Raw genomic sequence first — 21,159 nt, 5'->3', positions numbered from 1 at the left:
TTAAATATCAGTTGCTGCTGACAGTTCCGGCCAGCGGTGCACCGCTCTGCGCTTTTTGCTCTTCGGTTTTCATTAAAGAGCGCTCGTAGGCACGCAGGAACGGCAAGTACATCAGGGCGGACATCACCATACAGATAACGCACATCACTACCGGGCTGAACGCCCAGTTCGCCGCCCAGGAGGCGCCGATGGGCGCCGGCGTGGTCCACGGCGTGAGCGAGACCACCTGCGCCAGCCATCCCAAACGCGTCGCGGTATAGGCCAGTACGGCGTTGACCATGGGAACGCAGACGAACGGAATGAACAACATCGGGTTCATGATGATCGGCGCACCAAACAGGATCGGTTCATTGATGTTAAAGAAGCTCGGCACCACGCCCATTTTGCCGATAGTGCGCAGGTGCGCAACGCGGCTGCGCAACAGCAGGAAAGCCAGCGGTAAGGTCGAGCCGACACCGCCAATCAGCAGATAGTGATCCCAGAAACCTTGCAAATAAACGTGTGGCAATGCCGTCCCCGCCGCCAGCGCCGCCTGATTTACCGACAAGTTCGCCATCCAGAACGGGTTCATGATGCCGGTGACGATCAGCGCACCGTGAATACCGGCGAACCAGAAAATCTGGCACAGCAATACCGACAGCAAAATGGCAGGCAGCGAATCCGAGGCGGACACCAGCGGTTCCAGCAGATGCATAATCGCCTGCGGCAGGATCATGCCGGTTTGCGCTTCGATAAACAGATTCAGCGGATGCAACGTACCAATCACCACCAGCACAGGGATCAGGATCTCAAACGAACGCGCCACCCCGGTAGGCACCTCTTTCGGCAATCGAATAGTGACGTTGTTCTGTTTGAGCCAGGCGTAAACACGGGTTGAGTAAATGGCGGTGATCAGGGCGGTGAAAATCCCTTGTCCAGAGAGATACTGGGTAGATATTTTGCCGTCGGCATAAGGGGCCGCCACCAGCAAAAAGGCCATAAATGCCAGCAGGCCGGACATTACAGGGTCGAGATTAAACTGCCGCCCGAGGCTGGCGCCAATTCCCACGGAGATGAAGAAAGTCATCACCCCCATGCTCAGGTTGAACGGCAACATCAGCTGCGCACGGTAAGTCTGCGAAAAATCCAGCCAGCCACGCGCAAAGCTGTTCGTGGTGTCGGCGGAGAACGGCGGAAAGATGAAGACCAACATGAACGAGCCAATAATCATAAACGGCAACGCGGCGGTAAAACCATCGCGGATGGCGATGACATATTTCTGCTGCCCCAGGCGGCCGGCCAACGGGGTGATGGATTGCTCGATGACGGCAATCATTGACTGATATAACGAACTCATAGGAACACCTTTTTAGTGCGCCGCTGCGATCAGCGACAGAGCATAGTCCAGTACCTTCTCACCGCGCTGCATGCCGTAGTCCATCGGATCAATGGGCTGAACGGGTATGCCTTGGACGGCAGCCTTTTCTGACAGTGTTTTAAGCATATATTTTACCTGCGGCCCCAGCAGCACCACCTGGTAGCGTGGAAACTGCGTATCGAACTCGGCTACCCCATAGGCGTCGATCTCGACCGGCAACCCCCTTTCATTCGCCGCCTCCACCATTTTCCTGACCAGCAGGCTGGTAGACATCCCAGCGGAACAACACAGCATGATTTTGTACATCGACAACCTTCCTCAACGGGTAAATAACCTGAATGCGGGAGTGATTGGATATCATACGGAAACCGTTTTCCATCGGGTGAGAGTGGAAGTGTGATACTCATCATAATCTAGCCACCGCAAGGGATTTTTATTGGATTGGCATCACATATTTTTGTCTTGTTTTGAGGTGTTTTGACATGGTGTGGAAAATCGGTTTCCATGAAAAAAGGAAAACGGTTATACTGCTGGCGGCGATAATGTGAGCCATTACCGGATCGGTTTTTACAGGCTGCTGCTTGGTCTGTCAGGAGATAAAGATGTCAACAATCAACGATGTATCACGTTTAGCTGGGGTGTCAAAAGCCACAGTCTCGCGGGTGTTGAGTGGATCGCGCGGCGTTAAGGAAGCCAGCCGTCTCGCGGTATTGCAGGCGGCGGAAGAGCTCAATTACCGGCCCAACGTCATCGCGCAATCATTGCTTAGCCAATCGACGGGCTGCATCGGGGTTATCTGCGCGCAGGAGAACATTAACCAGACCACAGGTTATCTTTATGCGCTGGAAAAACAGCTCAGCCAGCATCAAAAGCATCTGCTGCTGCGTTTCGCCAATACCAAAGCGGGCGTGATGAACGCGCTGGACGAACTCACCTGCGGGTTGTGTGACGACGTGCTGATTATCGGCGCCCGTTTCCCGCTCAACATCCCGCATGACAACGTGATCCTGGTCGATTGCGTTGAGGCCGACACGCCCAACAGCATTCAGTTCGACCACGCTTTCGCCGCCGAAAGCGCCTGCAATTATCTGATTAGCCAGGGCAGACGCCAAATAGCCTTGATCCAGCCGGATGCCGGCGGCTCTGCCGACCAGGTATTGCTGGGTTATAAGCTTGCGCTGGAAAATAACTTTTTGCCGTTCAATCGCAACCTGGTGTTTATGGATTCGACCACCTCTTCCGTTGCGGTACAGGTGCTGCTCAATAACGCCACCACGCTCAATTTCAACGCACTGCTGGTGGCGGACGAGCAGGAGGCGCAGCGGGTGATTACCCAGCTACAGGCGTTCAATAAATCAGTACCGGACGACATCATGGTCTTTAGCCTGGCCGGTTCGCTACATTTGCCGGGCATTCCGGCGATCCCCTCCATCGAATATTCCATGGACGCCATGGCGACGCGTATCGTCAGTTGGTTGACGGAAAAAACCCGGGATATGCTCGGTGCCTGCGTGCTGCGCGGGGATTTGATTATCCCGGACAGACACAAGCGTTAAGCGATTACCGGCGCCGCCAGAAAACAAAACGGGCCAACAAGGTTGGCCCGCGATCGGTACAGTTCCTACTGACGACTACTCTACTGCGATAGGCGTCTCAACCAGTTTGGGCTGATTGCTCCCCTGCAGCGTCTTGATCTTGTCCTGGAACACTTTCACCTGTTCAGCATCTTTCAGCAAAGTATAGGTCAGCTCGAAGTCGGTACTTTGGCCAGGCTGCAGCTGTTTGATTCGCCCTTGTTCCCGTTCGATTTTCACCGGATAGGCATAGTTGGTCCCCGGTTCGATACCGGTGACATACCCCTGGCGTTCGGTATCCGTATTCTTCCACAATGTCAGCAGCGGCAGCTGGTGGGTATCAAAACCTATCGCCACGCCGCGATCCCCGCGCCGGTTATGCAGCATGGCGAGCGTTTTGCCTTGCGCATCCGCATAAGGCAGGATGTTGAACACCATTTCATCAAAGCCTTTGGTCGGGCCCTGGTACGTTGCCCAGTCTTTCAGGCCTGCTTTGGCGTAGTCGTTAAAGGGTGAAATTTGCTTGATTGGGGCGCTGAATACCGCACCGTCTTCCAATAACGGTTTGCCAAAGTTGCTGTGGTAAATAATTTCGTAATCCCGGGGGTAATCGGCGCGATTAGTCACGCGATCGTGGATTGAAAACGATTGTGTACCGGGGATATAGCGCAGTTCGGTCCAGGTTTCCAGGTTGCTTTTCTTGAAGGTATTTTCTTTCAGCAACCCGCGAATGCGGACTTCGTACGGGGCTTTTTCGGCGATCTCGATCACCACTTTGGAGGCCGGCGTGTTGCCGGCGCGGCCATGCAGCGTGTAAAGCGTGCCGTTGTCGACGCCGGGGTGCCCGGTCCATTCAAAGCCGCAGCGCACCATCATTTCATTAAACCCGTCCAACCACCCTAACCCATTGCGGCTGTCCAGATTGATATAAGCCGGGTTGACCACCTCGGTTACCGGTGAGTCCCAGCCCAGCCGGACGTCGGACCCCTTCACATTCAGAATATTCATGCCGCGTGTCGGGCTCAGAGCAATCGTCAGGCCCGCGCTGCTTAAGGTGATCACCTTGGATCCTTCCTGTTTTCCGCCGTGCAGCACCTGTTGCTGTAAGCTGAAGCCTGCCCCTGTGATGTTCAGCTTTTGGCTGTCGGTTTGCCAATTGCCTTGTTCAATGCCTTTTTCCGTGTCGGTCAATACAATGGTCTGCGCGTTTACTGCGCATGAAATCAAAGAGATAACCGCCGAAAGTGTAATTAACTTTTTCATGGTGCTGTCCTTAACGTTAGCTGAAAGGTTTTAGCTAAAACAATGAAAAAATAGAGCTCGGCGGCCAATTAAAAAGAGAGACAAGTCACTTTTCCGATAACAACGGGATAACAATGAAAAATAATGCGGACAAAATCACCTTTATGCTGCAATGAATGATGTTCAATCACGAAATTAATTGATGTTGAGCACGGTAAAGACACAAGTTTGCTGTAAGGTGTCAGCAAAAAAATCTTGCGTCCATTGGTTGGTTTTTATTATTCATTATCAATCCATTACCAGGAAATAAAGCCCACAGAAAATTTGCAGGCTTTACCTTGGGATTACCAGGTTTTACCGATGTTGAACTGGAATTGCTCTGCCTTGTCCCCTTCGTACTTTTTGATCGGGAACGCATAGGAGAAGGACAACGGCCCCAACGGCGATTGCCATTGCAATGCAATACCGGCCGAAACGCGGACGTTGCTCGGGTCACCGTAGTCCGGGATCCCTGCCGCGAGCGTTTGCGAGGTATTCTGCCAATGGGTATCCCAGACCGTACCTGCATCGACAAACACTGAGGTGCGCAACGAATTGACATAGCGGTCATTAATGAACGGCGTCGGGAATATCAACTCGGTACTGGCAATGGCCATGGCGTTACCGCCCACGGCATCATCGGATTTGTCGACCGGACAATCGCTGTAGGCACTCTCCGAGCCGCTGCAATGATAGTAAGCCGCTTTAGGACCAATACTGTTGGAAGAAAAACCCCGTACGCTACTGGAACCACCGGCATTAAAATTATCGTAGAACGGCACTTCATGACCGCCGAAACCATCGGCATAGCCGGCTTTGGTGCGCCCCATCACTATCCATTTATTATCGCTGCTCAACGGCAGATACTGATTGGCGCTGAACGTCACCTTGTAGTAACTGTTGGTCGACCCCGGCACGGTAATCTTGGCGTTCAGGCTGGCGCTGGTCCCGTCTGTCGGGAAGAAACCGCGGTCAAGGGTATTGTAATTCCACCCCACGCTCGTAAAGAAATCATTGGCCGTGAAACGGGCATCGTTATCGTTGTCTTGCGTGGTGATGCCGGGGTTTACATTGACCGACTTAAGGTAGCGCCACATGGCCACCTGCGGCGCCATCCCGCTCAGGCGGGTATTGGCATAGTCGAGGCCAAGGCCAAGCGAACTGTTTTCGCCGATCGGGAAGCCAAGATTGCCGCCGATGCCCAGGCTTTTCATGGTGTATTCGGAGAGATCGTCATCTTCCGCGTCGTAGTCGTTATAAGAGATCTTCCCGCCTAAACTTACGCCGTCCACCGTAAAATAAGGGTCAGTCATCGACAGTTCGATATAGGTCTGAGAGTCGCTTTTGGTGCCATTAAAACCGACGGTATTCCCGCTGCCCAGCCAGTTGTCCTGGCTGACGCCCACTTGAAAACTGGCCCCGCTATCCGTGCCGTAACCGAGCCCAAAGTTAAAGGTCCCCGTATTGCGCTCTTTAACCTTATAGACAACATCAACCTGATCCGGCGATCCCGGCACTCGCAGGCTCTCCGCCTCCACCGTTTCGAAGAAGCCGGTGCGATTCAGGCGTTGCTTGCCCTGTTCTACCCGATCGTTACCTAACCACGCCCCCTCCATTTGCCGCATCTCGCGCCGCAAAACGGAATCTTTCGACGTGCCGTTGCCTTCAAAACGGATCCTGCGCACCGAGTAACGATTGCCGGCATCGACATTGACGTGCAGTTTTACCGTCTTGGCTTTCTGATTGATTTCAGGCTCTATCCCTACCAGCGGGAAAGCGTAGCCGTAACGCCCCAGCAGCTGTTTGATGTCATTTTCCATGCGCGTGATTTTTGCGCCGTTGTACAATTCGCCCGGCTGGATATTCGTCAAGGCCGCAATCTGCGGCAAGTGCCCCGCCATATTGCCATTCAATACCACGCCAGACAGCAGGTACTGGCTGCCTTCGACGAGGTTGATGGTGATGTAAATCCCTTTTTTGTCCGGGGTCAGGCTCACCTGGGTTGAGTCGATTTTGACGTTTGCATAACCCCGATCGAGGTAAAAACTGCGCAAGGTTTCAAGATCGCCGGCCAATTTCTGTTTCTGGTACTTGCGATCGCTCGCCAGATTCCACCAGGGCACGTCATCACGCAGTTGCAAATTGGCGAGCAGTTCGTCCGTGCGAAAAGCCTGATTGCCGATCACATTGATCTGCTGGATTTTGGCCGACCCCCCTTCGGTGAACACCAGCTTCAGATCGATGCGGTTACGCGGCAATGGCGTGATCACCGCTTTTACGCGGGCGCTGTATTTGCCCACGCTGTAGTAAAAATCCTCCATGCCTTGTTCGATAGAAGACAGCGTGGTGCGATCCAGCGCCTCGCCCACGCGCACCCCAGAAGACTCAAGGTTTTGCTTTAGCATGTCGTCTTTCACCGTTTTGTTGCCGGAGAAAGAGATACCGGCAATCGTCGGCCGCTCTTTGACTTTAATAATCAGGACATGATCGTCACGCAGAACCTGCACATCGTCGAAGTTCCCGGTGGTGAACAACGCGCGGATAGTATTGCTGATATCTTCGTCAGACAGCGTATCGCCAACGCGTACCGGCATACTCAGCAAAGCGGCGCCTGGCGCAACGCGCTGGAGCCCTTCAAAGTGGATATCTTTCACCAGGAACCCGTCTGCGGCATAGGCCGACAGGCTGTTAAGGAATAGCATCGCAACAATTGATTTCTTCATCTTGATTGGCGTGTCTCGAGTGTTCATAAATACTGCGTCAACTTTATAAATGTGGGAAAGCCTTTACCGGGGCCATGCGGAACATCCGTTTCTATCGGCATATTATTCTCGGCGCTGTCATTTAAAGAGATATCCCACTGACCGCTCGCCTTATAAATAATTCAAAGCAAGCTCCCGGCCTTTCGCATTATTTTCACAAACCTGACACTCTTAAACTCTTTCGCCAATCGCTTGGGGAATGAAAACCGAAAAATGGCCGCGGCGGTAAGGGATGAACCTTTGTAAGAAAATAATCAAGCTCGCGTAAAAAAATGGAAATGTGAGTTTTTTGTGCCGTTGTTGCTATAGATTCTCTACGTACCACACCCTGTGCCTATTTACTTTCAGGTAGACCTTATGCGCCTTTATCCCGTAATGAAATGCCGCGTGCTTTTGATTCTTTCTCTTTTCTATGCCTCAGGCGCGTTCGCCGGTGAATGGTCGCTTGGCGCAGCCGCAGGGAGCGGCATCAGCCCCTATCGTGATACGGACAACACCCTGACCGCTCTGCCGCTCATTGGGTATGAGGGTGAAGATTTTTATCTGCATGGGTTAAAAGGAGGCTATCACCTGTGGAAAGACGAACAGAATCAACTGGATGTGATGGGTTATTATTCGCCGTTGCATTTCAAACCCGGCGACAGTGACGATGAGCAAATGAAGCGGCTGAACAAGCGCCGTTCGACCGCCATGGCCGGCGTTGAGTACACCCATCGCGCCGCCTGGGGGGCCATTCGCACGGCACTTTCCGCAGACGTGTTGAACAATAGCAACGGCCTGGTGGGCGATCTGGCTTATCTGTACCCCATCCACTTGAATGACTGGGAAATCACCCCGTCAGCCGGCGTTAGGTGGGACAGCAAAAACCAAAATAAATATTACTATGGCATCAACATCGGCGAATCGCGCCGAAGCGGACTGGCCAGTTATACCCCGGACGACAGTTTTACCCCTTACCTGGAATTGGCCGTGCGCTACCGCATTAATAAAAGCTGGGATACTTTTGTCTCTGCGCGCTACGAATCGCTGCCAAACACCGTTAAAAACAGCCCAATGGTGGATAAATCAAGTATCGGTTCGCTCTCGTTTGGCGTTAATTACTCATTCTGACGCGGATAGTGCCTGATTTCTTTTTATTGGGGTGTGCGAGGGTTTAATAAACCATTATTCCGTTGCCGGCGTGCCCTGATGAAACCGCAACTGCCAACGCTCGCCGGTCTGATGTTCTGATAACACCCAGACAGATGACCGCAACGTACGCCTCGTGATATTTCCTGCGGCATCACGCTGAAAGCTTTTGTACGTCAGCAACGCCACGCCCTCCGTCATCATGGCCAACTTGAAATCTTCGGCATGGATCACCGCCCGACCGGTTTCTTGCTCCAGCGCCGCAACGGTTTGCCGCTTATCATAATGCCGCCCCGAGCGGCCTATCTCTTCAAAGTCGTCATGCAGCAATTCACTGACCATCTTGCTGTTGTTACGCGTCGCCGGCTGATGCAGTTGCCTCTCCAGCGATGAGATCATGGCTAACACAGTCAAAACACGCTCCTTTTTGCTTTCAGTTAAAAAACGGCCATTTCAACGCTGCTTCTAGACAGGCTGATAAGTGACAGGCGTCACTGTGCCATTGACCACCTCAGCAATGCTAATGGCAACGGTATAGGCCTCCACCGGCCGATTGAGCGTATTGGCTATGGTTTGCGCCATGTTTTCCACGCCTATCCATTTCCCGGCGGAACAAGAAATCAGCCTGATGGTACCCCCGCCGCCCCCGATATTCTTCTGTATCGCCTGGGCCGTGGTCTTGGCGGAAGCATACCGATACCGGCCATGCACATCCTCAGGGAACGAGAATCGCGGGTGCCCATGCACGATCACCGTATCCTGCCCTGCGGTCATCGCCCCCAGATTACCACCTTGCCATTGATTGGCTTCTCGGGGATTGAACTCAAGAATGGTATTGGGCGTGGTCGTGTCCGTAATGACGCTGAACTCCGTGGCACTCATCTCCACAGGCGTGGTACGGATGCCGCCGACTTTTCCGAAACCGAAATGCGCGCCCGAAGCCATCACGCCGGCTCCCATGCCGACCGCGGCGCTGATGCCGATGTTTTCCCACACGTCGGCGCTGAAGAATGCCTGATGTTCGAAGCCGGCAGTGACGCCGGCGGATGCCACCGAGCCGGAGAAACCGCCGGACACTGAAGCCGACAGGACACCGACGGCCGTGACTCTCCCGGCCGACCAGCCCGCATTCATTGCGGTGCTCATCGCTCCACGACCGACCGCGCCGCCGACGCCGGCTCCGACTGCGCCGGAGACTGCCCCCGCCAGCAGGCTGACGCCCCAATCCTTGGCGCTCAATCCAGGTTCGCCGCTCGCATGGAGCCCCCATTCCGTGATGCCATTACTGGCCGCCGTACCGGCCACGCCCGCCACCGTGCCGACTGCGATCGAGGCGCCCATGCCCGTACCCAGGACCAATGCGCCTGCGCCGCCCGTGATAAGCCCTACGGCGATGCCCGCGATAGCCGCACCGATCATCCATCCTATGCTCAAATCCCCGCTGGGATCGCTGCCCATGATGGGATTGCCATTCGCATAGTTGTAGCGGTTGATAAGGTCGGTGGTATCCCGGCTCATGAAGCGCTTGATGCCGGGATGGTAGTAACGCGCCCTCAGATAGATCAGGGAAGACTCGAGATCGGTATATTCGGCGGTATATCTGAATGGGTTTACGCTGATATCGGCAAGCCGTTGACTGGCACCTTCTTCTTGCCCATAGGGTTCGTAAGCGTAGCTGGCATCCCTCTCGCAGGAAGCATCGAGGACGCCGACGATGTCCCTGAAGGAGGCGATGAAATATTCGGGGACGGTGATCCCTGCGCTGTCGACCAGGCGAACGTATCTCTTGCTTCCGTGCGCCAGGTAGTGGCTGGTTTTATCTCCCTGTATCTCATTGACGATATTGGGGGATGAGGAATAATCGTAATAAAACCGTATCGCCGCGCCATCATTGACCTTTTTACTGGCCCGCAGCCCATCGGGGTAGTAATCGTATTCGGCGACCAGATTGCCGCCGACATCGCTATACCCAATCAACCTGTTTTGCGCATTGTAGCGATATGTGCCGCCCGTCCCATCGCCGGTCAAATTGCCATTGGCGTCGTAGGCGAAGTTTCTTGCGCCGGACGAGGCGTCGATGCGCAATAACTTGTTGTCCTGATCGTAGGTATAGGTCGTCGACTGGCTTGTCGCGCCGACCCTGCGCTCTTCCCGGATGACGTTGCAGGCCGCGTCATACCGGTACGCCGTGACGGCAACCTCGCCGCCCAAGATTTGTTTCCGCTCTTCCGTGAGCTGGTTGAGGCTGTTGAAACTGTAGTTCGCCAGATAATTCAAATTGGCATCTTGCGCAAACGCGCCCGAGCTGGATTGCAGCTTGACCAGATTACGGGTGATCGGATCGTAGGAATATTGCGTCTCCAGCAAAACAGGATGGGTCGCCCCCTCGGACGTATCGGTGATGCCCGCCTGCGCAAGGGAACCGAAACCATCATAGGAGAAACTGCTCGAGATGCCGTTGCTGACCCGGATCGATTTGAGCTTGCCGCTGTTGGCGGCGCTCTCCTCTTTGCTGTAATAGTCGGTCTGGACGCTGTACTCCTCTCCGACGATCTGTTGCCGAGTTACCCGGCCATAATTGTCGTACGTATATTGCGTGACCTTCCCTATGGCATCGGTGAATGTGCTGAGCAGCCCCGTGCCGAGGTCATATTCATAAAGGATCTTTTTCCCGTCGGGATAGGTCACCGACTCAATCGCACCGCCCAAACTGTAGCCATACGCAATACTCCCGTTGCTCACCCCCTGACGGAACTCTTCTATGCTCCGCACCTTATACGTCAAGGGATCATAGGTATATTGCTTCTTGCACTGCGCTCCCTGGTCAGTCCATGCAACCGATACCAACTGGTTATTGGCGTTGTAGCCGCATGCGAATACCGTTCCCGCATAATCCGTGTAACGGGATACCAGGCCGATCTCGTTATAGACATACGTGTACTGCTGGCCGAGCGCATTGGTGTCGGTGAGCAACTGATTCAAGTTATCGTAAAAATAGGTATCGCCGCCTGCGGTGGACGCTTTCGTCTCCGGTGCGCTGACATCAACGCCGGTGAATACCGCATTGGTAAATAAATCCCTTGAAATATCCTGGCGTTGCACGATGTCGTCACTGCCTGTCGTGCTGTAGAAACTGACCTGATTATTGACATCGTATTGGAAGGATGCCGCCAGCCATTCCTTCCCTGCCGATGGATCCCCCGTCAGTGACTTGATGATGTTCGAATAGCTGTTGGAGAGGCTCGACGCCGACAGGCTCTCGGAAGAAAGCTGGCTGGAGTAAGTAACTTGGTTGAGCGCATTGTCATGCTTGCTCAACGTGCTCACCTTGACGCCGTTAAAGAACTCCGTCTTGGTTTGAGCCACGGTGTCATATTCGTAGCGATTGACATTGCCGAGCGCATCCGTCGCCGTGGCCAGTTGGTTTCTGCTGTCATAGGTATACAGGATCCGGGAGTCGGCGCCCAGGATGCCTTCGGTCCAGATCAATTGGCCCTTGTCGTTGTACCCATTGGCGGTGAGCGTACGCTCCGCCTTGTCATTACCGCCGTTGTCGGCGGTTTTGACCAAATCCGTGAACCCATTGTTATAGGCGTAGGTTTCATATCCGTTGGCATATCGGGTCGTGGCCTTGTTGACGGGGTCGTCGAAAATACACGCCGTCACCACGCCCATGGGATCGGTCGAGGTCAGTTGGCGGCCGATATTGTCATAGGTATAGCTGGAACCATAATTCAGGGTATTAGCCTGGCTGATCATCCACCCCGTCACCGTATCGATTTCAGTCGTATTCGGTATGCCTTGTGCATTGGTGGTGGTGACCGTCAATACGGGAACGGCCAGGGCGTAACGGGTCGAAGTCTCCGTGCTCTCCAGCGCATGGCTTTCTCCATCGGCCCATTCCAACTTCTCGTAAACAACCTTGCCCGAGGCGTTGTAGCGATAAGTGATCTTCTTGTTCGGGCTAAATATATCTTTTCCATCGGTGGAGACGACAAAGCCGTCTGTGCTCGTTGCGATATTCTTCTTGTCGTCGGTCAGGTCATTGGCGATTCTTCTGAGGATGGTCCCATCCGTACAGTCGTAAGTATCCTGCCGGACAAGCTGCCCATAGCCGGCATAATCGTAAAGGGTTTGCACCTTATTGAGCAGTTTGGACGCCTCGCCCGCCACCCTGCTGCTATAGGAGCGGACTTCCGTCGGCGCGCCGTAGTCGTCGAAATCCGATTCTATCTCGCTGATTAGCGTTTCCCCCGCGTCGTTGTAGATCTCGGTCACGACCTTGATGGGGGTCTGATAATTCGGTATCAGTTTTAATTCGTAGTACGGTGGAAAGTATTTCCCGTCGGTTTCGCTGATGAACGTATTGGTGACCTGCCGGATAAGCCGGCGCGGTGCATCCTTGGTGAAGGTCTTCGTCACGAGCTCGAGATGGAGCCGATTGTATTGATGCTCCACAACGAGCACGCCATCGTCGACCTGGCTTACATAGCGGTAATCGTCGTCATTGCTTTGCAGCAGGGTATCTTGATATTTCCCCATGATGTACGTCGGATAACCCGTGTAATCGTGGGCATCGCCGTTGGGGTCATAGGAATAGGAAACCGACCTTGTCTGGATTTGTCCGGCGGTATCGACATAACTCTGCCTTGTCGCGGCGATGCAATCGATACGATAAAACTGCGACCGGTTCGCATCGACATAATAACGCAGCGTGGAGTATTCATAGACGACCGAGACGTTGTTCGGATAAGTGATCTGAGAAATCAAATCGTTCCTGACCAGCCCGCCCCGATTGGCGATGGTGAACTTTTGCCCAAGCGGATTGACGTAACCCACCAGATAGCTCTGGCTATCCACCAGATAGGCAAAGGATATATCGTTTTTCCCTCCCTGGGGATAAGCGATCTCGATGCCCTCGCCGCTATATGCGAAGGTGATCGCCTGCCCGGCAAACCCGACGATGCTGGACAACTTGCTGCTATAGACATCGCCCTCTTTCGTGTAATAAAAAATGGCAGGGTTGCCCCAGCGGTCCACCATGCCAATCAATCTGCCGTGAGCGTCGAAATACTGCGTTTCGCCGCTGATAAATTGCAATGTATTGCTGTACTTTAGCTGATTATCGTAAGGGAACGTCCCCGAATCGTTGGTAAAGACAAGATCCTTCAGGTTGTAGTAGCGCAAACCCGAGTCATACATATCGTCGATGTAGTAAGCGGACGAACCATTAATGAATACCTGGCTCGCTGCGATATAACTGAATGAATAGCTCCAGCCCAAAGGAAGCCCAAGAAGCGTGATCCCCGAGGCGACAGATTGCGGGCTGTAAACGATGGAAGGCGTGATGTCGCTGCCCAAGGCACCAAAGAAAGTCGGCGGCGAAAGAGTAACCTGCAGCGTGCCTGTGCGCGGATCGACCTCATAGCCAAGGGCACTATAAGTCGGGGCGTTGGAATACCCCGGTTCGGTTGACGACGCAGCGAGCAAGTTCGCTTTCACTTTCAGGTTGGCCGCCTGATTCTCGAGCACCTTGACATCAAGATTATTTTTGTTTCCCATGGCACGCCCTATCTATCGGTATTTTGTGCGCACGGCCGCTCTTCCTCCCGACATGCCGGTAGATAAATTCAGCCTGCAATGCATCGCACGGATATGGTTAACGACGGCGTTCCAGCATAGGCGACCGCCGTTGTAAAAATGTCGGCTTGCGCCCACGACTGACTCAGGTGCCGTCGCGCCGACAACGCAAGTTCATACCACGAAAAACACTGTGCGTCGGGTGCCCATCGTGCACTCGTTCACGCCAATGGGTATCCGCTGCAGCCTTCAACAGGCAGGTCAGTAATAAGTGTTGAACAGGATCATGTCGATCATGGAGCCGGACGAAAAGCCCGCGAAGGATACGGTCAATCCGGTGCCGAAAGACAAATCGCCATCCCCGGTCACGCGCCCCGCCTCATAGGTCACGCCATCGCAGACCAGTTTGATATAACCGACGACATCATCATTGGTGCACAAGCGCAAAATAGTAAATTTCCCATCTTGCGGAAGCTTGAAACTGGCCGACGTGCCACCGCCGCCACCGCCATATTTGTTATTACCAATTTGTATGGAATCGATTTTGCTGCCGCTCTTGATCACCACCTGTTGGCCGCCGGTATCCTGGACGGAGTTGAAAGACCCACCATTACCGCCATAAGACATTTGATTTTTACCTGCTAGTGCCTTCATAACTACCTCCATCAATGTGTCGTCAGATTTGTTATTGGTGCGAGGATCTTTTCGAGCCAAGCGGCTTTGTCCCGCTCGGCTCGATCGGCCTTTTGGTCAGGGGGTTAACCCACGAACTGGAACCACTGCAGCTGTAGCAATGAATCGTTGTAATCATTGTCGGTGTAGTCTTCGCTGGCAAAAATGTATTTGCCAAAATAGACCGTTGCGCCGCTGGTAATCACATCCTGCGACCAGATCACCTGGGAATAACGTTGTCCGCCATTGGTGCCGATCCAGATGGTGTAATTCCCGGAGGCATCCGCAGCCTGGAAGACCCCCTCGCCTATCTGCGTGGGTGTGCCACCGCTGGAGCTGGCCCCCTGCGTAGTGAAGACCACGTTTGAACTGCTGTCTTTCAGCTGAATAAACTGGTTTGCCGAGCTTTGAACCAGAGCAGACCAAAAAACTATTTTTCCGGAGGGAATATTGATGGCAATACCATTGCCATTTACGGGTCCAATTGCCATGTCTTTGCTCCTCAACCGATGCTGTTAAACCAGGTCAGTGTCAGGCAGGTATCATTGAAATCCTGATCCGCGCCGTCTTCACTAATGAAATTGAAACAACTGGAGTAAATCTGGCTGCCGATATTTAACGCGATTTCATCCCACATAACCTGGGACCAGGACTGGCCATTGTTATAGCCAATGAAAACGGTATAAACCCCGCTGCCTGCGGTAACAAACGAGCCCTGGCCAATTTGGGTCGGCGAATGCCCGCCTGTCGATGCACCTTTGCTCTCAATAACCACCTGATTCGTCGAGTCGCGAACCAGAACATATTGTGAGTACGATGCCTGGACATTGGCGGTCCAAAATAGCGTTTTGCCTACGGGTAAGGTGATGGTGATGCCATTACCGGAAACGGGTCCAATACTCATAAACCTCTCCTGCTATCAGTGCTGCCTGGGTTGATGATGGAACTGCCGTGAGATGGGGCTAACAAGCTGGTGTTATTATTGCTTTTACAAACAAAATTAGGCTGCTGCTGTTTTAGGGCATTGCAAATGCCATTGGCCATAGCAACCTGGCTTTGCGGGGTAAAGTTATTAGGAAACGCCTTTGCCGTCATAAATATCGGCGATAACTGTTGGTAATAACCGTTATTGGTAATGATCGACTGTTGCCAGAATTGCTGAGTGGCCACCAACAACGTCCGCCAAGGCGTACCGGCGGGCAGATCTTTGGACTGCACGATATAATTTTTCATCGCAGTGCCGGTCATTAGCGTGGTGAACGCTTGCGCATTGGCCGCACATTGGCTACCCGGCTTGCAGGTCGCGGCGCTGGTAACGAAAGCATCTTCAAATAACAGCGGTTGGGGGTGCTCTCCCCAAGGGGTAGGCACGACATACAGCGGTTTTTGCGCTGACGAATAGAGATTCACGTAGAAAGACTGTTCGGAAAATCCCATGTCGGTGCTGGCCTGCCCGGAGGCGAACACCTGCTCGGGACCGCCATTCGGGGCGTTATGATAGGTGTTATTGGTGCACTTGTTGACCCCGTTAAAGCTGCAGGTATCAGACAGTGAAACCAATTGATGGACAACGCCGTTATCAGGCGGCATTTGCATCGCCTGTTGCAAGGCACCGTAACCATAGGTCTGCACATAAGCGTTGATATAGTCGGAAGGAATAGCCCAACTGCCATTAAAGCTGCCTGCCATTTTGGCGACTGTCGACGTTCGGGTATTCAAATAACTCAGCATTTTCGACAAGGTTTTCTGCTGCTGAATCGCCTGATCGAACGCGTAGAAAAAGTCCATGCAGAGCCAACTGGGGATCGCCCATAACTGGCCTTGGTAAGTCGCCCCCGCCAGCGCCACGGCCCATGGCGCTTCACCGGTAATCTGGGCGGGATTGATCAGATGATTATCCGCCAGAAACCCCAGATAAAGGACATCAAGTTCCATCACGTCAAACCCATCATTACCCAACAGGACCGGCAACTCGGTAAAACTGTAAATATTCACCTGCGGATTCAGCACTGCATTGAGTAACACCTGCGGGTGCTGCGACTGATAAGTCTGCACTACATAGGCGACCAAATTTTCGAAGTTATCCGTGGGCAGCGTAGGTAGAAAAGGGTAAAGCGAGACGTTCAATACTTGCGTTTGTTGCCCATTCAACACCAGTGTTTGATTGGGGCCGCTGGGCGTTATGGTCATCGCGCGGGTTTGCAGGTTATTGCATTTTGCCCAATTAATAACAGGGTCTTTCGGCCTGCTGGTGTTCTGTCCAACAAAGAATGACTGCCCCGGCTGCACCTTAATGAACCAATCGAAACTGCTGCCTGAAGAGACCGTCCAGCCGTCAACCGTGCAGGTAATGGGCGATAAAGAGGTGTTTTTCAATATTAGCTGGCCGGCAATAACCGCAGTGCTGCTAAAAAAGGACAGCATCAAGGCAAAGGCGTAGAATAACGCCCGATAAATTAAGTTCATAGAAGCCTCACATAAAAACAATAAACAACGGTGCCTCCTGTTTTTCGAGGAAAATAAAAGGCGTAATTATTCCGTGGCGGCATGCGGCAGAAAAATAAAAGTCACTCTGAAAGCCAATCTTTTTACGTTTAACTCTATTAGCGTGATCTTTATATTTATTAATATGAATTTAAATGTGAATGGTCGATGAAATATTGGGGTTACGAATCTTTTTAATATAGCAGCAGGGTTAATTCCCTGCAAAGATCCTCAAATAAAAATCATGTATTCATCCGAATACATACTCACCATGATAATAAAATACATCTGAAATTATTCGATGTTTATTGATTTAAGTTCCGCCTCCGCTTAAGGCCGCGACTGGCGCGGCCTGGCGGACGAGGTAGCCCCCGACGGCCAGTCTATCGCCACACAAAAAACGTGTCTAAATGTTGTCAGCAAACATTTTAGCCGGCCGGTGCGACCTCGGGGGAGCCATGAACGGTCACAAAAACAGCAACATATTGATTAAGGCAGAAAAAACGCAATAGAATCAAGGGGAAATAAGCTATTGAGTCCCAGGCTAAAAAGCCATATATTGTACGCGATTTTTTACCGGGTTTACTTTTAAATTCAATCAATTCAACCAGGGCGTTTTGATACCCCCGGTTGTAGGAGAGATATGATGACGGATAAAGTCCGTATTGACACTTTAGTTGCGAATTCATTAAACGGAAACAATGAAACCTATTTGGCGAGACAGGCCGAATTTGAATCGAATGTCAGGAGTTATCCACGCAAATTGCCACTGGCCATTGCCAAGGCGGAAGGCGTGTGGATCACAGACGTTGAGAATAATCAGTATCTTGACTGCCTGGCTGGCGCCGGAACCTTGGCGCTTGGGCATAACCACCCTGACATGCTGAAAAGCATCCAAGATGTCATTACCAGCGGCTTGCCGTTACATACCCTCGATCTGACAACGCCGTTGAAAGATCGTTTCTCCGAATACCTGCTCTCCTTGTTACCCGGCCAGGGTAAGGAGTATTGCCTGCAGTTCACCGGTCCCTCCGGCGCAGACGCCGTTGAAGCCGCACTGAAACTGGCAAAAAAACACACTGGCCGCTCCAGCGTGATCAGCTTCTCCGGTGGCTATCATGGCATGACCCATGGCGCGCTGGCGGTAACGGGTAACCTGTCACCGAAAGAAGCCATCAACGGCATGATGCCGGAAGTCCAGTTTATGCCTTACCCGCACCTGTACCGCTGCCCGCTGGGCATTGGCGGCGAGGCTGGCGTCAAGGCATTGACCTACTATTTCGAAAACCTGATCAATGACGTCGAAAGCGGCGTACGTAAACCTGCGGCCGTCATTCTGGAAGCCGTTCAGGGTGAAGGCGGCGTTAACCCGGCCCCGGCCGAGTGGTTGCAGCGCATTCGCAAAGTCACTCAGGAACACGGCATTTTGCTGATCATCGATGAAGTTCAGGCCGGCTTTGCACGTACGGGCAAATTCTTCGCCTTTGAGCACGCGGGCATTGAGCCGGACATCATCGTAATGTCTAAAGCGGTAGGCGGCGGCTTGCCATTGGCCGTATTGGCCATCAAGAAGCAGTTTGACGCCTGGGAGCCTGGCCACCATACCGGTACCTTCCGCGGTAACCAATTGGCGATGGCTACTGGCCTGACCACCCTGCAACACCTTAAAGACAACCAAATTGCCGAAAAAGTGGCCGCCCAGGGCGAATGGCTGAAAGCCAAACTGGCCGAGCTGCAAAAGCGTTATCCGGTGATAGGTCACGTGCGTGGTCTGGGCTTGATGATTGGTATTGAGATCGTTAAACCAGGCGAAGCGCAAGATCATATGGGTTGCTACCCTGCTGATGGCCAATTATCCGCATTGCTGCAGAAAAAATGCTTTGAAGCCGGGCTGATTCTGGAACGCGGTGGCCGCAATGGTTGCGTACTGCGTCTGCTGCCTTCCCTGCTGATCACCAACGATGAGTTGGGTATTTTCCTGGATAAATTTGAACAAGCCCTGTTAGCGGCCGGCGTCAAACCCGTCTGAGTGGAGTGAATGACCGCGATGTCCAAGTTAAACCCGATTCTGGCGGCCTCGGCGCAAAGCACCGAGGCATATCAGCAAGCGATTGCACAAAGTAGCCAGGCCGTTGTGCAGTGGCTGCAACAACCTGAGATGTATCAGGGGAAAACCGTTGCCGAACTGCGTGAACGCATTACGCTCGATTTCAATCCACAGGGCCTGGGCAACCAGGCCGCGATTGAACGCGCGATTGAGTACTTTTTAAAAGACAGCCTGTCGGTTCACCACCCGCAGTGCGTGGCGCATTTGCATTGCCCAAGCCTGGTGGTCAGCCAGGCCGCTGAGGTCTTGATTAACGCCACCAACCAAAGCATGGACTCCTGGGATCAAAGCCCCTCCGCCACCATTATCGAGATGAAGTTGATCGAATGGTTGCGCACCCAGGTGGGTTACCAGCCTGGCGATGCCGGGGTGTTCACCAGCGGTGGTACCCAGAGCAACCTGATGGGCCTGATGTTGGCGCGCGACGCCTTCTTTGCGCGCCAGGGGCACTCTATCCAGCAGGATGGCCTGGTCGGCAACCTGAAAAAGATTAAAGTCTTATGTTCTGAAAACGCCCACTTCTCGGTGCAAAAGAACATGGCGTTGCTGGGTCTGGGTTATCAATCCGTCACGCTGGTGAAAACCGATCGGTTCGCGCGTATGGACCTGAACGATTTAGCCGAAAAAGTGGCGCAGGCCGAAGCCAATGGCGAGCAGATCCTGGCGATTGTAGCGACCGCAGGCACCACGGATGCCGGCGCTATTGATCCCCTGCGCGCTATCGCGCAGTTGGCTGCGAAACACCAGATCTGGGTGCATGTCGATGCAGCCTGGGGCGGTGCATTGTTGCTGTCGGAGAAATACCGCGATTATCTGGATGGCATTGAATTGGTGGATTCCATTACGTTGGACTTCCATAAGCAATTCTTCCAGACCATCAGTTGCGGCGCCTTCTTGTTGAAAGAAGCCCGTCACTATGAGCTGATGCGCTATCAGGCAGCCTACCTGAACTCCGAGTTCGACGAAGCGCAAGGCGTGCCGAACCTGGTGTCCAAATCGCTGCAAACCACCCGCCGTTTCGATGCGTTGAAACTGTGGATGGGTCTGGAAGCGCTGGGGCAAAAGCAGTACGCGGAGATCATCGATCACGGCGTTACGCTGGCGCAGCAGGTTGCACACTACATCGGCGATCAACCGTCGCTGGAACTGGTTATGCAGCCACAGTTGGCCAGCGTCCTGTTCCGTTACCTCCCGCCACAGTTGGCGGCGAGCGGCGATGCGGCGATTGCCTTGCTCAACCAACGGATTGGCGATGCTCTGCTGGAATCGGGCCGCGCCAACGTGGGCGTTACCGAGTTTGATGGCGTCACCTGCCTGAAAATGACGTTATTGAACCCGACCGTCAGCCTGGAAGACATTAAAGTGTTGCTGGCGCTGGTGGAAACCACTGCACAGCAGTTGCCGACCGCTTAAACCCGGTTTGCCGTTAATTGCAGTTAAAAGCCGATAGCATTCTGCTATCGGCTTTTTTATTGCAGATTTACGCGTAGTCTCCCCCATTTACCAAGGCACAACCCGGCCCAGGTAATCGAGGTAATGCAGCCCTGAGCGCCCGGCATACTCTTCGATCACGTTGACCACATTCGGGATGCTTTCTTCGATGGTTAAGCGGGCTTGCGCCCCGCCCAGATCGGTTTGTACCCACCCCGGCGCCATCAGCATCAGCGTCCTGGGATCGTCACTGTGACGCGCGGCAAAACTGCGCATAAACATATTCAGCGCCGCCTTGCTGCCCCGGTATACTTCATACTGCCCATGAGTGTTATTGGTCAGGCTGCCTTGCCCCGAAGACATCACGCCTATCGTCCCGTCTGGAGCAACCCTCTGCTGAAGTCTCTCTATGGCCCGCATCGGGCTCAGCGCATTCGTCACCATGACCCGGATGAACTCTTCGGTCGATACGTCCGCGATCGTTTCTCTGTCGTCGTTTTTGACGCCGGCGTTGACGAAAAGCATATCAATTTGCCGCTCACCGAGCCGCTCATGCAATTCCTCAAGCTGTGCAGGCACCGAGATGTCGACGGTCTCAACCTCCAGCGAGCCAGGATATTTTTCCGCCAGTTGGTATAATGCACCTTTGGATCCGTCGCGCCCTGTAGCGATCACTTTATGACCGCGCGCCAGATATTCCTCCGTCATGGCGAGTCCCAACCCACGGGATGCGCCAATCAGCAGAACGGTCTTTTGAGCAGAACAGGTTGGCATAAATTATTT

At 53.3% G+C, this 21,159-nt stretch carries 15 protein-coding genes; 4 read left to right on the top strand and 11 right to left on the bottom strand.

Annotated elements, in window-relative coordinates:
• Positions 1-7: 7 nt before the first annotated feature.
• Together JEM67_RS14080 and JEM67_RS14075 are read right to left on the bottom strand one after the other, a co-directional pair.
• Positions 8-1,336 carry a PTS cellobiose transporter subunit IIC gene (locus tag JEM67_RS14080; RefSeq protein WP_006325348.1) on the bottom strand — a complete coding sequence of 443 codons (1,329 nt, stop codon included), beginning with the start codon at positions 1,334-1,336 and terminating at the stop codon, positions 8-10.
• Positions 1,337-1,348: 12 nt separating this feature from the next.
• On the bottom strand, positions 1,349-1,663 hold the full coding sequence (locus tag JEM67_RS14075) for a PTS sugar transporter subunit IIB (protein WP_004944534.1): 315 nt from the start codon (positions 1,661-1,663) through the stop codon (positions 1,349-1,351).
• Between the two features lie 296 nt (positions 1,664-1,959).
• Here JEM67_RS14075 and JEM67_RS14070 point away from each other — a divergent pair, with 296 nt between their 5' ends.
• A complete protein-coding gene (locus JEM67_RS14070; RefSeq protein ID WP_199635869.1) occupies positions 1,960-2,913 on the top strand; it encodes a LacI family DNA-binding transcriptional regulator in 954 nt (317 codons plus the stop codon).
• Between the two features lie 75 nt (positions 2,914-2,988).
• Here the strand turns inward: JEM67_RS14070 and JEM67_RS14065 are convergent, their stop codons facing one another.
• Both JEM67_RS14065 and bamA read right to left on the bottom strand, forming a co-directional pair.
• On the bottom strand, positions 2,989-4,194 hold the full coding sequence (locus JEM67_RS14065; RefSeq protein WP_199635868.1) for an aldose 1-epimerase family protein: 1,206 nt from the start codon (positions 4,192-4,194) through the stop codon (positions 2,989-2,991).
• A 323-nt stretch (positions 4,195-4,517) separates the two neighbouring features.
• Positions 4,518-6,935 (bottom strand): outer membrane protein assembly factor BamA, encoded by a 2,418-nt coding sequence (gene bamA / locus JEM67_RS14060; RefSeq protein ID WP_370576158.1) that lies wholly within the window; start codon positions 6,933-6,935, stop codon positions 4,518-4,520.
• A 396-nt stretch (positions 6,936-7,331) separates the two neighbouring features.
• On the opposite strand from bamA, the gene JEM67_RS14055 reads away from it, so the two are divergent.
• Complete coding sequence (locus JEM67_RS14055) at positions 7,332-8,084, top strand: MipA/OmpV family protein (RefSeq protein WP_199635866.1); 753 nt, start codon at positions 7,332-7,334, stop codon at positions 8,082-8,084.
• A gap of 54 nt (positions 8,085-8,138) precedes the next feature.
• Here the strand turns inward: JEM67_RS14055 and JEM67_RS14050 are convergent, their stop codons facing one another.
• The 6 genes from JEM67_RS14050 to JEM67_RS14025 form a co-directional block, all read right to left on the bottom strand.
• Positions 8,139-8,516, bottom strand: a complete 378-nt coding sequence (locus JEM67_RS14050) for a DUF4440 domain-containing protein (RefSeq protein WP_199635865.1) — start codon at positions 8,514-8,516, stop codon at positions 8,139-8,141.
• A gap of 51 nt (positions 8,517-8,567) precedes the next feature.
• On the bottom strand, positions 8,568-13,664 hold the full coding sequence (locus tag JEM67_RS14045) for an RHS repeat domain-containing protein (RefSeq protein ID WP_199635864.1): 5,097 nt from the start codon (positions 13,662-13,664) through the stop codon (positions 8,568-8,570).
• Positions 13,665-13,943: 279 nt separating this feature from the next.
• Complete coding sequence (locus JEM67_RS14040) at positions 13,944-14,336, bottom strand: hypothetical protein (protein WP_199635863.1); 393 nt, start codon at positions 14,334-14,336, stop codon at positions 13,944-13,946.
• 104 nt (positions 14,337-14,440) lie between these two features.
• Complete coding sequence (locus tag JEM67_RS14035) at positions 14,441-14,845, bottom strand: fucose-binding lectin II (RefSeq protein WP_199635862.1); 405 nt, start codon at positions 14,843-14,845, stop codon at positions 14,441-14,443.
• 11 nt (positions 14,846-14,856) lie between these two features.
• A complete protein-coding gene (locus tag JEM67_RS14030; protein WP_004944514.1) occupies positions 14,857-15,258 on the bottom strand; it encodes a hypothetical protein in 402 nt (133 codons plus the stop codon).
• Positions 15,255-16,841: a hypothetical protein gene (locus tag JEM67_RS14025; RefSeq protein ID WP_426406358.1), complete on the bottom strand. Its 1,587-nt coding sequence runs from the start codon at positions 16,839-16,841 to the stop codon at positions 15,255-15,257. Before JEM67_RS14025 ends, JEM67_RS14030 begins: the two co-directional genes overlap by 4 nt.
• Positions 16,842-17,481: 640 nt before the next feature.
• Here JEM67_RS14025 and JEM67_RS14020 point away from each other — a divergent pair.
• Together JEM67_RS14020 and JEM67_RS14015 are read left to right on the top strand one after the other, a co-directional pair.
• Entirely contained in the window at positions 17,482-18,867 is a 1,386-nt protein-coding gene (locus tag JEM67_RS14020; RefSeq protein ID WP_174270191.1) for a diaminobutyrate--2-oxoglutarate transaminase, read from the top strand.
• An 18-nt stretch (positions 18,868-18,885) separates the two neighbouring features.
• A complete protein-coding gene (locus JEM67_RS14015) occupies positions 18,886-20,358 on the top strand; it encodes a pyridoxal phosphate-dependent decarboxylase family protein (protein ID WP_004944506.1) in 1,473 nt (490 codons plus the stop codon).
• 87 nt (positions 20,359-20,445) lie between these two features.
• On the opposite strand, the gene JEM67_RS14010 is transcribed toward JEM67_RS14015, so the two are convergent.
• On the bottom strand, positions 20,446-21,150 hold the full coding sequence (locus JEM67_RS14010) for an SDR family NAD(P)-dependent oxidoreductase (protein WP_199635860.1): 705 nt from the start codon (positions 21,148-21,150) through the stop codon (positions 20,446-20,448).
• Positions 21,151-21,159 lie beyond the last annotated feature (9 nt).

Origin of the sequence: Serratia sp. PAMC26656, assembly GCF_016469055.2 — a bacterium.
In the GTDB taxonomy this organism is placed as follows: Bacteria; Pseudomonadota; Gammaproteobacteria; order Enterobacterales; family Enterobacteriaceae; genus Serratia; species Serratia plymuthica.
Note: the sequence above shows the minus strand (reverse complement) of the source record. Positions and strands in the feature narration are given on the sequence as shown.